This is a genomic window from Streptomyces sp. NPDC043726, from assembly GCF_056436565.1.
Map to the genome: position 1 here is coordinate 501310 of NZ_JBWKCI010000002.1, position 13812 is coordinate 515121.

The 13812-nt window shown below is 71.3% G+C and carries 11 protein-coding genes; 3 read left to right on the forward strand and 8 right to left on the reverse strand.

Annotation, left to right across the window (positions count from 1 at the left end; all coding sequences use genetic code 11):
- Positions 1-33: 33 nt before the first annotated feature.
- From AC068Z_RS07020 to AC068Z_RS07040, 5 genes are all read right to left on the reverse strand, one after another.
- On the reverse strand, positions 34-810 hold the full coding sequence (locus tag AC068Z_RS07020; RefSeq protein ID WP_478553071.1) for an ABC transporter ATP-binding protein: 777 nt from the start codon (positions 808-810) through the stop codon (positions 34-36).
- Positions 807-1580, reverse strand: a complete 774-nt coding sequence (locus AC068Z_RS07025) for an ABC transporter ATP-binding protein (RefSeq protein ID WP_478553073.1) — start codon at positions 1578-1580, stop codon at positions 807-809. Before AC068Z_RS07025 ends, AC068Z_RS07020 begins: the two co-directional genes overlap by 4 nt.
- On the reverse strand, positions 1570-3582 hold the full coding sequence (locus AC068Z_RS07030) for an ABC transporter permease (protein ID WP_478553075.1): 2013 nt from the start codon (positions 3580-3582) through the stop codon (positions 1570-1572). The genes AC068Z_RS07025 and AC068Z_RS07030 overlap by 11 nt, the downstream gene beginning before the upstream one ends.
- Before the next feature lie 25 nt (positions 3583-3607).
- Positions 3608-4852, reverse strand: a complete 1245-nt coding sequence (locus AC068Z_RS07035; protein WP_478553077.1) for an ABC transporter substrate-binding protein — start codon at positions 4850-4852, stop codon at positions 3608-3610.
- A gap of 648 nt (positions 4853-5500) precedes the next feature.
- A complete protein-coding gene (locus AC068Z_RS07040) occupies positions 5501-6175 on the reverse strand; it encodes a CBS domain-containing protein (protein ID WP_478553079.1) in 675 nt (224 codons plus the stop codon).
- Positions 6176-6490: 315 nt separating this feature from the next.
- Between AC068Z_RS07040 and AC068Z_RS07045 the strand changes: the two genes are divergently transcribed.
- The 3 genes from AC068Z_RS07045 (at position 6491) to AC068Z_RS07055 (ending at position 8638) form a co-directional block, all read left to right on the forward strand.
- Complete coding sequence (locus AC068Z_RS07045) at positions 6491-6844, forward strand: HGxxPAAW family protein (RefSeq protein ID WP_478553081.1); 354 nt, start codon at positions 6491-6493, stop codon at positions 6842-6844.
- A gap of 282 nt (positions 6845-7126) precedes the next feature.
- Positions 7127-7822, forward strand: coding sequence for a DedA family protein (locus tag AC068Z_RS07050; protein ID WP_478553083.1), 696 nt, complete (start codon positions 7127-7129; stop codon positions 7820-7822).
- A 186-nt stretch (positions 7823-8008) separates the two neighbouring features.
- The gene (locus AC068Z_RS07055) at positions 8009-8638 is read left to right on the forward strand and encodes a hypothetical protein (RefSeq protein WP_478553084.1); all 630 of its coding nucleotides are present in this window, start codon (positions 8009-8011) and stop codon (positions 8636-8638) included.
- An 83-nt stretch (positions 8639-8721) separates the two neighbouring features.
- Here AC068Z_RS07055 and AC068Z_RS07060 read toward each other — a convergent pair whose 3' ends face one another.
- The 3 genes from AC068Z_RS07060 to AC068Z_RS07070 all read right to left on the reverse strand — a co-directional run bounded on the left by AC068Z_RS07060 (position 8722) and on the right by AC068Z_RS07070 (position 13522).
- Positions 8722-9855 carry an FAD-dependent monooxygenase gene (locus AC068Z_RS07060; RefSeq protein WP_478553086.1) on the reverse strand — a complete coding sequence of 378 codons (1134 nt, stop codon included), beginning with the start codon at positions 9853-9855 and terminating at the stop codon, positions 8722-8724.
- 106 nt (positions 9856-9961) lie between these two features.
- On the reverse strand, positions 9962-12196 hold the full coding sequence (locus tag AC068Z_RS07065) for an MMPL family transporter (RefSeq protein ID WP_478553088.1): 2235 nt from the start codon (positions 12194-12196) through the stop codon (positions 9962-9964).
- Between the two features lie 252 nt (positions 12197-12448).
- A complete protein-coding gene (locus tag AC068Z_RS07070; protein WP_478553090.1) occupies positions 12449-13522 on the reverse strand; it encodes an ABC transporter permease in 1074 nt (357 codons plus the stop codon).
- Positions 13523-13812: the final 290 nt, after the last annotated feature.

The window sequence follows — 13812 nt, forward strand, 5'->3', positions numbered from 1 at the left end:
AACGAAGGACCCTGTACGCCCCTTTCCCCTCGGTCAGTTGAGCGCGGTGTCTCCCAGGTACGCGCTCGCCAAGAGGGCCCGATTGTCTCTGAGATAGCGTGCTCCGCCCTCCATCACCATGTCTCCGTGGCTGAGGACGTATCCGCGGTCGGCCACGTCCAGCGCCATGTGCACATGCTGTTCCACGAGGAGCACCGCCATGTTCCGCCGCAAGCACATCTGCTGCAGTACGGACAGCAGCCGTTGGGCGATCTTCGGGGCCAGCCCCAGACTCATCTCGTCCACCATCAGCAGGACGGGGTCCGCGACCAGGGCGCGACACACCGCGAGCATCTGCTGCTCGCCCCCGGACAGCAGTCCGCACGGACGGTTCATCAGCCGCCCGAGTTCGGGGAAGTGTTCGTCGACCAACGCCGTCGTACGCCGTCGCACGGCGGCCCCGTCGACCGGGGCCCGGCCCCGGGTGAGCCGGAGGTGCTCGGCCACCGTCAGACCGGGAAAGAGGCCACGGTCCTCCGGAACGTATGCCACCCCCTGTCGTGCCAGCCGGTGCGGGGCCCGTCCCGGCAGGGTGTCCATCACCCGCACGTCGCCCCGGAGAGGCGGGAGGAGACCGGCGAGGGTCATGAGCGTGGTGGTCTTGCCCGCCCCGTTCGGTCCGAGCAGCGCGACGATCTCCCCGCGGTCCACCCGCAGATCCAGGTCGCGCACCACGGCCAGTCCGCCGTGCCCCGCGGCCAGCGCTGAGGTTCGGACGACGCTCGTGCCGGTGTCCGGGAACACCCGGGTGGAGGAGTTCAGTTCGGTCATGCCGGCTGCTCCGTCCCGGTGCCCGCCCCCAGATAGGCGGCCACCACCCTGTCGTCCCCGCGGATGCTCTCCGGTGTGCCGTGGGCGATCACGGTCCCGAAGTCCAGAACGTAGATCTCGTCGCACACGTCCAGGACCAACCCCATGTCGTGGTCGATCAGAAGGACGCCCATGCCGTCGGCGGCGAGGTCGCGGATGCGGAGTCCGAGCGCCCTGCTCTCGTCGGTGTCGAGCCCGGCGGCCGGTTCGTCCATGAGCAGAACCATCGGTTCAGGGGCGAGGGCGCGGGCCACGCCGAGCAACTTGCGTCGTCCGAGGGACAGTTCGTGGGGATGGGCATCGGCGGCGTCCGGGATCCCGGCGCGCTCCAGGGCTGCCTCCACCTTGCCGTCCAGGGAAGCGCGCTTGGGGCGCACGAGGTCGAGCAGGACCGAGGCCGGGGTCAGCCGCCCGGCCGCCACCTGCACGTTCTCACGGGCCGTCAGGTCGGCGAACAGCTCCAGAGACTGCCAGGTGCGCGCCAGTCCGGCGCGGGCCCGACGGTGTGCGGGCCAGCGGTCGGCGCGGTCGCCGTCGAGGTACAGTCGGCCGCTGCTGGGGGTGAATCCCGTGACAGCGTCGACGAAGCTGGTTTTTCCGGCTCCATTGGGACCGATGAGACCCACGACGCGCCCGCGGGCGAGCCGCAGGCTGACGTCGTTGACGGCCCGGACGCCGCCGTAGTGGACCGCCAGGTTCTCGGTGGCGAGCAGGATGTCCTCAGTGGGCACGGGTTTCCTCCTGGACGGTCGGCGCTGTTTCGGCCCGCGCGGGCGCGGGACACTCCTTGAGTCCGCCCCGCACGCGGCGCTCGATCCACCGCATGGCCGCCGCCGTGTCGGCCCCTGCCTTGGCGGCGATGCCGTCGGGGTTCAGCACGGCGGTCAGGACGAGCCCGATGCCGGACACGAGCACGTAGTACTCGCCGAGATCGATGCTGCGGTCGAAGAACACGTACGCGAGGCCTGACGGGGCCAGCAGACCGGCCACCATCGCGCCCGCGATGCTGGTGATGCCGCCCAAGTAGGCGAACGCCAGGAAGGACAGCCCGGCCAGCACGCTGAAGGAGTCGGCCGACAGCTGCCCCCGGCTGTAGCCGATCAGGCAGCCGCCCACGCCCGCGAGGAACGACGCCAGGGCGAAGGCCAGGAGTTTGGTGGCCGCCACGTCGATGCCGGCCGCGGCGGCGGCCCGCTCGTTGGAGCGTACGGCGAGGAAGGCGCGGCCGGTGGCGCTGCGAGCCAGGTTGCCGACCGCGACGGCGGCGAGCACCAGCACGGTGAGCACCATCACGGCGAAGGGCAGGCGGATGAGTTCGCTGCCTTCGCGGACGCCGAGGTCGAGGCCGAACAGCGAGGCGTCCTGTATGAGTTCGCCGCCTGGAGCGGACAGATGCGGGTTGCGGAAGACCAGGCGCTCGATGGTGACCGCACCCGCCAGCGTGACCAGAGCCAGTTGCGCGCCGCGGATGCGCAGGGCCGGGAGCCCCACCAGTACGCCCAGGAGCGAGGCCACGGCTCCGGCGGCCAGTAGGGACAGGGGGAAGGGCAGACCCGCGTCGGTGGAGAACTTGGACAGGGCGAAGCCCGCGGCTCCGGCGAACGCGGCCTGCGCCAGGGAGATCTGACCGATCAGTCCGGTGAGCACCACCAAGGACAGCGCGACCACCGCCATGATCATGGAGCTGACGACCCCGAACCGGTAACTCCCTCCGGTGAGCGTCAGCAGGACCAGGCCCAGCACCGTCCACGCGAGGATCGTTCCGGCCCGCATCCGAGGCACGCGGACCGGTGGCAGGGCGGCTGTCTCGACGCCGCCCCGGCCGGGCAGGCGGCGTCCCAGCAGGAACAGGCACATCACGATGACCACGAACGGCAGCGCGTCGGCCGCTCCCGTGCCCGCCCAGGACGGCCACCACTCCTTCGTGCCCAAGTAGGTGACGCCGGACTGGAACGCACCGAGCACGAGACCCGCCGTACAGGCCGTGCCGAGGGAGCGCAGCCGGGCGATGAGCGCGACGGCCAGGGCGGGGACGACGTAGAGGGTGTAGTTGACCGGGTTCAGGCCCGTGACCGGGGCGGCGAGGATGGTCACGGTCCCCGTCACCGCGCCGACCAGGCCCCAGGTCACCGCTGCCAGCAAGTCGGGCGAGTAGCCGAACAGCGATGCCGCGGTCTCGTTCTCCGACGCGGCGCGCGTCGCCAGCCCGGTGCGGGTGAAACGGAAGTACGCCCACAGCACCGCTGCCGCAAGCGCGGCGACGGCCGCGAGGTACAGCCGGTCACGGGAGAAGGTGACGTCCCCCCACGTCACCGCCGCGTTGGGCAGGATGGGGGCCACGGTCCTGGGCTGGGAGGTGAACCTGAGCACCACGAGGGCCTGCGTGGCCAGCATGATGCCGATGGTGGCGACCACCTTGGCCAGTTGAGGCGCGGCACGCAGCGGCCTGAAGACCAGGAAGTGGGCGCTCACACCGAGAGCCGTCGAGGTGAGCAGACTGACGGTGACCGCGGCGGCGAGCCCGTCGTCGACGGGCACCGACCCGACCGGCAGCACAAGGCGTCCCGTCTTGCGGATCTCGTCGTAGACGTACACGCCCCACATCGCCATGGCGCCCTGCGCGAAGTTGAGGATGCCGGTGCCCTTGTGGACGGCGACCAGCCCTGTCGCCAGGGCGGCGTAGGCCGTGCCCACGCCGAGCCCGACGACCAGCATGCTGAGGTAGGCGTTCATGGGTGAGGTCCCTGAGCCGGCCCGCTCAGCGGGCGGAGCCGGCGGCGCTCGCGTCCACGCCCACGAATCCGTCGGAGACGAGCTTCACGCTGCCGTCGGGCTGGTTCTCGTACAGCAGGACGGAGTTGCCGCAGCTGCTCTGGCCGGGCCAGGCGCTGCCGTCGCAGTCGATGGTCGGCCCCATGAACGAGTCGAAACGGACGGTCCTCTTGATGGCCGCCAAGGCGTCCTTGCCCTCCGCACCCGCGGGGTCCTTGCCGAGGATGCGAGCGAGGTTGACGACGTCGGCGAAGCCGGCCTGGGCGATGACATTCTCGGCCTTGGTCTCCTGCCCCGCCTCCTTCATCGCGGAGACATAGGTGTCGATCTCCTTCTGCTTGGCGGGCGGCGCGTCGTCCCTGGCGTCCACGCGCCACATGTCGGTGTACGTCATGAGACCGGCGGCGTTCTCGTTGCCGAGGGCCTTGGCGACGGCTCCGGAGCACGCGCCGCCGAAGACCTTGCCCGTATAGCCGCCGGCGCGCAGCGCGCCGAGCAGGGCCACGCATTGGTCGTCGGTGAAGATCGGACCGCCCACCAGGTCGGGCTTGCCGGCCGCGGCCGAGGCGGCCAGAGAGCTCCAGTCAGGATTGGCGATGTCGTAGTCGAGGGTCTTCTGCCGCATGCCCAAACCCTGTGCGGTGGGCTCGAGCACCTGGCCGGTGATCGTCTTGCTCCACTTCACGTCGGGCATGAGATAGGTGAAGGACTCGATGTCCTGGCTCGCGAAGAAGGTGAGGGGGGCGGCGAGTCCGGCGGGAGCGGCGGCGCCGAAGAACATGGCGTTCTTCTCCGTCTGCTGCGCCGGACCGTCCGCGCCGTGCCCCACGATCGGGATTCCGGCGGACCTCAGGACCGGGAGCATCGCGTCGCCGCTCGGATCGATGCCGCTGAGCACGAAGGCGACCTTCTCCTCGGCCATCCTGTTGGCGCAGTCCACCGACTTCTCGGGGGATCCGTCCACGTCGCAGCGCACGAGTTCCACCGGCCTGCCGCCGACTCCGTCGAGATGGCCGTTGACATACGCGACGCCGGCTTCGGCGCCGATGCGGGCCTCGGGCAGAGACAGGGTGCCGCCCTCGAGGTTGACCCATCCGATTCTCAGCGGCTTGCCGTCGGGGCCGGACGTCGCGCCCTTCCCGACGCTCGTGTCGCCTCCGGCGTCGGCGCAGGCCGTCATCGTCAGGGCAAAGGTGGCCACGGCGGTGGTGCAAATCAGGGACCTGCGCAAGGTCGACCTCCTGGGCGGGGGATCGTCGTCGATCCGAGTCGGGCACTGCCGGCGCCCTCGGGGCAGCCGGTCCGCGGACGGTGGTGTCCGGGTCGGGGAGCGGAAGCCGGTGAGGCGTGCTGCGCGCGGTCCATGCGGTCGGCGCGTACGGCTGCCGCCGTTTCCGGGCCGGTGCCGCTCCGGTTTCGACAGCGTGCGGGATGGCGGCGCCGGGTCATAGGCGGGTTATCCCTCGCAATGAAACGGGCGCGGCCGACAGCCGGGACGTCGCACGGGTGCACGGGTGCACGGGTGCGATGGAGATGGGCGTGCGCGATTACTGATCACTCAGGTCCGAGTCGCGGTGGCGCACGAGACTCGCGCGGGGCGGCGAGCCGGCACCTGGTGCCCACGACGGCCGCGCGCCTTGCCCCGGCGGTCTGGCTCGCGCTCACACCCTGCCTCACGACGTCCGCACGCCTCCGGTCGGTCGCCGAGCTGGGGAGGCGTACTGCACCCGTCGTGCGGGTGCGGAACGGCTCGACGAGCACGGGCTCGCCGGGCCTGCACGAGCCGCGCTTCCACGCGCCGGTGCGCCCCGGAGACGCCGTGTCGAGCCGGGCGGACGTCGCTGCTGACGGTCTCAGCCGCTTGCTGGGCCTCAGGCGCTCAGGCGGAGCGCGTCGGCTGTTCCAGGGGTTCGTCCAGGCCAGGCGCGCGCACGGGCCGGAACTCCACCGCCACGACCCCGTCGACGGCGCGGCACAGCTCCTCCAGAACGGGGACCGTGGCCCGGGAGGAGAGGCGGCCGCTGAGCACCACGTGGCCGTGCGTCACGTCCACCTGCACGGCCGAGGGAGCTTCGCCCAGCTCCTTGACCAGGACCTCCTCCACGATCTCGCTGCGGATCGCCTGATCCGTCCGCAGAAACACCCGCAGCAGGTCGCTCCTGCTCACCACGCCGATGAGGCGGCCGTCGTCGTCGACGACGAGGAGCCGTTTGACCCCGTGCGATGCCATCATCCGGGCCGCGTCGACCACGCTCCAGTCCTCCTGGGCGCACAACGGTGGCGACGTCATCAGTCCAGCGGCGTCGGTGGCCCGGGCCTTGACCGGCCCGGCGAGGTCCATGGCCTCGTCGGTGGAGTCGTCCTGCCCGCTGCGCATCTTGTGCAGGAGGTCGGCCTCGGACACCACACCCACCGGGCGGTCCTGGCCGTCCACCACGGGAACCGCCGTGATGTCGTACTCCTGCAACAGATGGGCGATCTCCTTGAACGGCGTACCGCCCTGGACCCGGACGACCGCGTCGCTCATCAGGTCGCGCACCTTCTGGTGGTTCATCGGGACATCCCTTTCTCTCACCACCGTTGTAGAAGCAAGCGTCCAGTGATGCCTCGGTGATTCCCCTGACCTCCCACCCCGAACTTAGCCGGATCGGGGTCTGGACCTCATAAGGGCCGGGCAAGACCGGGCCGGACGGCGCCGAGGTCCAGGACCCGGCCGTCGGCTACGCGGCAGCGCGCCGTTCCCCCGAGTGTGTGCTCCCGGCACCCCCTCAGGGCCGCGGACAGAAGAGCATGCATTACTCAGGTGCCGCCCGCGCATCGGTGGAACCGTCGTGCAGCAGAACGGGAATCGAGCGGAGAGCTGGAGAACATGAGCGCGCACGGCGACGTCGACATGGGGCACACGGTCGCGGGATGGACCGGCACGGGCGTGGCGATCCTGGGAAGCGCCGTCGCGGGCGCAGGTATGTGCCTGGACTCGGCGGCTGTCCTGACAGGCGGGGTGGGAGTCGTCGTACTCGCCGTACTCGTCACCTGGATCCTGCATCTCACGGGATGGGGCAAGCCCAGCGGGCCGCGCCCCCGGGCCGAGTGGGACTGGCGGGTCAGGGACTCGATGGCCGGGCACCACAGCTGTCTCGGTTGCCGCATGGCGGGCCGTCGTCGTCCCGGGCGGGTGCCGGTCACGGAGCCCAAAGAGGAGCCGGCCCTGGCTGAGGCCTGATGTCGGACGGGTGCCGGGCCGGTCGCACGCCGCCACCCCGCCGGAGGGCTGCCCTCGAGCGGGGTGGCGGTCGTGCCGCGACTGCCGGAAGCCTGGTGCTCCCGCGACGGGACGTGCGGGCACGGCGCAACGGCCCGGAAATCTAGGGGGGTCCTCCCCGACGCCGGGCGGTGGGTGCAGACGGTCTGCTGAGCGTGGCGGTCGGCGACCGAGTCGGCCGCCTGATCCGGCGCGTCGCAGACGCGGACGGTGTGCCCGCACCCGCTGGGAGGAGAACTGCCCGTGTTCGGCCCCGAGGAGATGACCGCCGCCGCGTCGTGGGCATATGCCGGTCTCGCTGTGGTGACCCTGCTGGACGTGTTCGTGCCCGTCCTGCCCGCCGAGACGTCCGTCATCACCGGCGGCGTGCTCGCATCGGCGGGCCACGTCCATGTCGCTCTGGTCGTGGCGGTCGCCCTCGCCGGGGCCTGGACGGGCGACGCTTTGGCCTACTGTGCCGGACGGGCCGTGGGACGGCGCCGTGGCCGCCACCGGGTGACCCGCCGCGAGTCTGCCGCGCTGCGCCGCCTGCGGCACGCCTTGACCGTCCGGCAGGGACGTGTCTTCGTCATCGCGCGGTTCGTCCCCGGAGGGCGGACCGCCGTCAGCTTCGCCGCCGGCGCCATGCGGATCCCCATGGGCCGGTTCCTGCGGCTCACGCTGCTCGCCTCCCTCTTGTGGGCGACCCTGGCCGCCACTCTCGGCTACGTGGGAGGCCAGGTGTTCAGTGACCGCCTCTGGCTCGCGGTGGTGGTGTCGAAGTCCGTGGCCGCGGCGCTGCTGGTGGTGTCGGAACTCGCGCGCAGGGCCGTGGTCGCGTCGACGCGCGGGCGAGGGCGACCTGCTGGATCCACGACCTGCTCGACCTTCGTGCGGCCTCCGACCGGGTCCGTCGAGGAACGGTGCCTGCCCGCGCGTCAGGTCCGCGGTACACCCTGAAGCGGCCCGGCGTGATCTTCAGGCGGCGAGGCCGTCGTAGGACCTCCTCCCGCGAACGCCCGGGGCATGGGGGTGGGGGTCAGAACTATGGGGGGTGGGCTTGGGGGTTTCCTCGATGTCCGGGGGACGGCCGAACGGTGGAGTGGGAGACGCAATATTCGGTCCCCGAGCCAGGGGGTGTGGGAAATGACCACCACCCAGTCCACCACCCAGTCCACCAGCCAGCACACCGTCAAGGACGAGGATCTGGTCTGGGCCCTGCCCCCCATGTGTGGTGTCCTCGGTGCCGCGTACACCTGGTACGTGCGGCCGGACCTGCGCTCGGCCGCGGCCGCCGCGCGGTTCGTGGAGCGCCTGCTCGGCCTGTGGCAGGTCGAGGACACCGTCGCCGCTGTTGCGGCCGTGGCGGCCGAGGAACTGGTCTGCAGCGCCGTGCGGCACAGCGCGCCCCCGCTGATGCTGGAGCTCGCCCGTGGCCCGGGCGTCATCGCCCTGGCCGTGCGCTGCGCCTCTCCTGCCGGGGAGCCGCTGGAATGGGCCGATTACGTGGAGCAGCACGGCCTGACCTTCGCGGACGCCCTGGTCGAGGACCTGTTCCTCGCCCCGGTCCCGGGTGAGGACGGGATGGCCGTGGTCGCCCATGTGCGAGACCTGCCCGCGCGGCCGCCGACGGAGACCTCCCGTGTTGGACAGCCGTCCGAGGAAGCCGGCACGGCGCCGAAGGCGGAGGCCTCGATCGAGGCGACGCTCGCCGAAGCCCCTGCCGCGTTGTCCACCGCCCGGGTCGCTGCCGTTGAGGTTGAGGTCGGCGTCTGACAGCACGCGGGCGGTCCGCCCGCCTGGCACAGCAAGTGTCCCGGAGCCCTAGAACGGACTCCGGGACACTTGCGTGTGGCGCGCTACCGCGACGGGTGGTGCCCGCGCGGCGGCGGATACCACGCGAGGACGGGCTCCAGGGACTTCTGGAAAGCCCCGGCCGGTGTCGCCCGCAGGAGCCCGTCGCGCAGAGCCACAGCGCCGCGGGAGGACCTCTGGGCCATCCGGCCGATCTGACGGGAGCGCCGTGCGACGCGCTGCGCACGGGGGCGGCGCTGCATGTCGTAGACGAGCAGCCCGTCGCGCGCGGTGGCGCAGTCGGCGAGGACCACGGCGTCCTCCAGGGCCTGGCACGCCCCCTGCCCGAGGTTGGGGGTCATGGCATGGGCGGCGTCTCCGACGAGTGCGACGCGGCCGGTGACGTACGAGCGCAGCGGTGGCAGTTCGTGGATGTCGTGGTGGAGTACGGCGTGCTCGTCGGTGGCGTCCAGCAGTGCCGGGATCGGGTCGTGCCAGTGCCCGAAGCGCCGGCGTAGTTCGTCCAGGCCGATGCGGGGTCCGTTCTCCGGGGAGGTCAGCGTGGCGAAGCAGTAGACCCGCCCGTCGGGTAGGGGCGCGTAGCCGAAGCGCTCGCCGTGGCCCCAGGACTCGCCGCTGTCGTCGACATCGACGGGGCGCGTGACCATGCGGCAGGTCGAGTAGCCGGCATAGCGCGGGCGCGGCGCGTCGGGCCACAGAGCACTGCGTACGGCACTGCGGATGCCGTCCGCGCCGACGATCAGGTCGGCGGTGGACGAGCCCTCGGAGTGGGCGACCCGGCCGTCCGGAGCGACGTGGCTGACCTCCACACCCGTACGGAGGACCCCGGCCGGAAGCGCGTCGGCGAGCGCGGAGAGCAGTGACGCCCGGTGGATCATCACGGCTGGACCGTGCTTGTTCCCGCGGGCGGTGGCGTCCATCCGGGACAGCCACTGTCCGCCGCTGGTGCGTATGCCGGTCCGGGACTCGCTCAGCGCCCGGGCCCTGATCCGGTCGTCCAGGCCGAGTGCGGCCAGGGCGCGCAGCGCGTTGGGCCAGAGGGACAGCCCGGCGCCCACCTCGGCGAGGACCGGAGCGCGCTCCAGTACCTCCACGTGCCAGCCCCGGTCCAGCAGGGCGAGGGCGGTGGCAAGTCCGCCGATGCCTCCGCCGACGACGATTGCCTTGCGTTCGGTCATGGTCTGCTCCTGTGCTCGGTGCTGAATGCTGATGAACGGGGTGAGGGCCCCGCCGGTGGCCCGGTCACCTGTGGGGACCGGGCCACCGGCGGACGCCGAGGAGGTGTCACCCGACGGGTGCGAAGTCCTCGTCGGCGGGTTCGTCCGCCCGGCCGGGGTCGACGGGGCGCGGAACCTGGCGCGGCTCGGCCTGCGGGGCATGGCCTCCGCCCTCCAGGTCGATGTGCGGCAGGACGCGGTCGAGCCAGCGGGGCAGCTTCCAGGAGGAGTCGCCCATCAGCTTCATCAGCGCGGGCACGAGGACCAGCCGGACGACGAAGGCGTCGAGGGCCACGGCCAGGGACAGCCCCAGACCGAACATCTTGATGATCGGGTCGTCGCCGATGACGAAGCAGCCGAAGACGGTGACCATGATGATCGCCGCCGCGCTGACCACCCGCCCGGTGTGTGCGACGCCCTCGACGACGGACGCCGCGGCGTTCTTCGTCCGGGCGTACTCCTCGCGGATCCGGCTGACGACGAAGACCTCGTAATCCATCGACAGGCCGAACAGGATGGCGAAGAGCATCATCGGCACGAAGCTGATGATCGGCACGGTGCCGTCCAGTCCGATGAGCTTGCTGCCGTGCCCGTTCTGGAACACGGTCACCACCGCCCCGTAGGACGCGAACACCGACAGCACGTTCAGGGCGGCCGCCTTCACGGGCACCCAGACCGAGCGGAAGGCGAAGACGAGCAGCAGCAGCGAGATGCCCACGACGGCGCCGATGAACAGCACCAGGCGTTCGCTGATCCGGTCCGCCATGTCGATGTTGGCCGCGGTCGGGCCGGTGACATGGGCTTCCGCGTCACTGTCCGCCAGGGCGCCGGGCAGGACGTCCGCGCGTATGCGGTCGACCAGTTCGGAGGTGGCCTCGTCCTGCGGTGAGGTCTCCGGCACCGCGGTGAGGATCGCGGTGGTGCCCTTCTCGTTGGGTACAGGCGTGCCGACCGTGGCGATGCCCGGGTCCCGCTTGATCGCTTCCACGACCTCCGCACCGGTGCTCTGCAGGCCGGCGGGGTCGGGGGCGCTCAGCGAGATGGTCAGCGGGCCGTTGAAGCCGGGTCCGAAGGCCTCGGCGAGATGGTCGTAGGCGACGCGCTGTGTGGTGTGCTCGTTCTTGGTGCCGTTGTCGGGCTGGCCCAGGCGCATGTCGAGCGCCGGAACGGCCAGCAGGCCCATCAGCACCAGTGAGGCCGCCACCGCCGTCTTCGGGCGGCGGGTGATCATGGTCGCCCAGCGTCGCCAGAAGGCGCTGCCGTTGGGCGCCGGACGGACCCTGAGCAGCCGCAGACTGTTGATGCGGTGACCGACCAGGCCCAGCAGCGCGGGCAGCAGCGTGATGGCGGCGAGCACCATCACGGACACCACGATCGCCGAGGTGTAGCCGAAGGACCCCACGTAGGGGATGCCGACGAGTTGCAGGCCCATCAGCGCGATGACCACGGTGAATCCGGCGAAGATCAGCGCCTGCCCGGCGGTTGCCAGGGAGTGTCCCGCGGATTCCTCGGGGTCCATGCCGTTGTCGAGGTTGGTGCGGTGCCGGGTGACGAGGAACAGGGCGTAGTCGATACCGACACCCAGGCCGATCATGGTGGCGACGGTGGGGGCGGCGGAGCCGATGGTCGTCACCTGCGAGAGCAGGATGTTGCCGCCGGTGCCCAGGGCCAGGCCCAGCAGGGCGGTGAGGATGGGCAGTCCCATGGCGACGAAGGTGCCGAAGGAGACCAGCAGGATCACCATGGCGGCGATCAGGCCGATCAGTTCGGACATCGATTCTTCCTCGGTGGAGTTGTCCACCAGGGCGCCCTCGTAGGAGAGTTCCACGCCCGCCTGCTCGACGGAGGCGTTGGCCTCCTCCAGCGCCTCGAAGTCCTTCTCGTCGAGTTCGTCGATGGGAGCGCCGTACGTGACCGTCGTGTGGGCGGTCCGGCCGTCTCCGGACAGGGCCTTGGCCTGGGGAAGCAGCGGGTCGGGGGCGGCGACGACGTGGTCCAGGGTCTGGATGGTCCGGCTGGCCTCGGCCACGGCCGTACGGCGCTCGGGCGCGTCGAGACGGCCCTCGTCCGTGTGGTAGACCACGATCACCGACGTACCGGACGCCTCGGGGAACTCCTTCTCCAGGACTTCCTGGGCGCGAGTGGAGTCGCTGCCGGGAACCTTGAACTGGTCGATGTAGTCCGACCCTCCGCTCGCGCTGACGATTCCGAAGACCGCGCAGATGACCAGCAGCCAGCCCGTCAGGACGCGCCATGGGTGGCGCGCGCTGGAGCGTCCGAGTCGATGGAGCAGCGATGACATGGTCTTGACCTCGGGAGTTGGGAGCAACTGACCCGTCCAGCGAACGCCACCCCTGGGGGTCTCAGCATGAGGGGAAAGCCCCTAGGAGCACCCCAACGTTTGGGTGGGGCGGGCTGCGACGCGAGGTCGGGGCCCCTGGCCCCTGGCCCAGGGCATCGGGACAGCGCGTGTGCCCGCGTCCGGTTCGGACACGGGCACACGGCAGGGGATTCGCGGACGGTCGGAATAAGGCGATGAGGGCTTCGCGGACGGTCAGGCCACGGCGGTGAGCCGCTTGGCCTTCCCCGCCCGGGCGTTGGCCACGGTGAGCAGCGTGAGCCCGAGAGCGGCCCAGATCAGCAGCACGGTCAGGGGGCCGGCCGTGCCGGCGCCGTCGAAGAAGCTCGTCGACCGCAGCAGCGAGGCACCGGAGCCCGGAGGCAGCAACTGGCCCAACGCGCCCCAGGGTTCGGGCAGCATCTCCGGCGCGGTCGACACGCCGGACAAGGGGTTGCCCAGCAGCAGAATGGTGATGACGCCGAGTCCGATGCCCCGGTGGCCGAGTGCCGTGCCCAGGCCGGCCATGGTCACGGCGATGGCGAACACGATCAGGCCCACTGCCGACGCCTCGGCCAGGTAGCCGCCGTCGAAGGCGCCGATCCAGCCGTGCACGACGCCCGTGGTGCACAGCCCCGCGGCAATCGCGAAGGTCGCGGCCGCCACCAGGCGGTTGCGCAGGCCGGTGACCTTCAGAGCGATCAGGATGCCGCCGATCATGCCGGTGAGGACCAGGGGCAGCAGCGAGGAGGCGAAGGCAGCGCCCCGCGGGTCCTTCTCCGGTGCGGCCCGGACGTCGTCGACGGCGACCGGCTTGCCGCTCTGCTCCTCGATCTCCCCGGCGATCTGCGTGAAGGCGGCGGTGACCGCGGCGCTCGCCGCCGAGGAGACCAGGACCTTGGGTCCGGAGGGGTCGGCGACGATCGCCGCGTACGCGTCGCGGTCGAGGATGGCGTTCCGGGCGGCCTCCTCGTCCGCGAGGACGGTCGTGTCGAACGCGCCGGGCCTGGCCATCTCCATATGGTCCTCGACGGCTGCGACGGCCTGGCCCTGCCCGGCGAGTACCACCGGGACGTCATGGGGCGCCGACCTCGCGTTGGGCCATGCGAAGGCGATGACGACGATCAGTTGGACGACGGCGAGCGCGCAGGCGATGACGACGGCGAGTTTGAGACCGGACGGGCCGTGCCCGTGCCGCGCGCCCGTGCCGTCGTCCCCGTTCTCGGGGCGAGCGCCGGGCGCGGGCCCCGAGGCGCTGTCGCCGGTCGAGAGAGGTACGTAGGGGGCCATGGTTTCCTCCATGGAATCGGGAATTCTCCGTGGTGCGGAGGGTGGGGAAGGGGCGAGGCGAGGGGGGCGGGTGCCGCGAGACGCCGCTCCCACCCCCGCGGCACTCGCTTGGTCCAGCACACCCGGAAGGGCAGGCGCTCGGCGTCGGGGCCGAACCCCAAGCTTTGGGGTGGGGCCCTTAGGGCTCGGGGCCGAGCGCATCGCGCCAACCCGGTGCGCGGGATGTGCCGGAGCACTCAGGCCGCACGGAGTAAGAGAGGCAGGCCGAGCAGCGGCGCCACTGTCAAGTG

Coding starts and splice junctions, on each gene's coding strand:
- AC068Z_RS07030 (WP_478553075.1), bottom strand. CDS start 3,582: ATGAACGCCTACCTCAGCATGCTGGTCGTCGGGCTCGGCGTGGGCACG.
- AC068Z_RS07055 (WP_478553084.1), top strand. CDS start 8,009: ATGACCACCACCCAGTCCACCACCCAGTCCACCAGCCAGCACACCGTC.
- AC068Z_RS07040 (WP_478553079.1), bottom strand. CDS start 6,175: ATGAACCACCAGAAGGTGCGCGACCTGATGAGCGACGCGGTCGTCCGG.
- AC068Z_RS07045 (WP_478553081.1), top strand. CDS start 6,491: ATGAGCGCGCACGGCGACGTCGACATGGGGCACACGGTCGCGGGATGG.
- AC068Z_RS07065 (WP_478553088.1), bottom strand. CDS start 12,196: ATGTCATCGCTGCTCCATCGACTCGGACGCTCCAGCGCGCGCCACCCA.
- AC068Z_RS07020 (WP_478553071.1), bottom strand. CDS start 810: ATGACCGAACTGAACTCCTCCACCCGGGTGTTCCCGGACACCGGCACG.
- AC068Z_RS07060 (WP_478553086.1), bottom strand. CDS start 9,855: ATGACCGAACGCAAGGCAATCGTCGTCGGCGGAGGCATCGGCGGACTT.
- AC068Z_RS07070 (WP_478553090.1), bottom strand. CDS start 13,522: ATGGCCCCCTACGTACCTCTCTCGACCGGCGACAGCGCCTCGGGGCCC.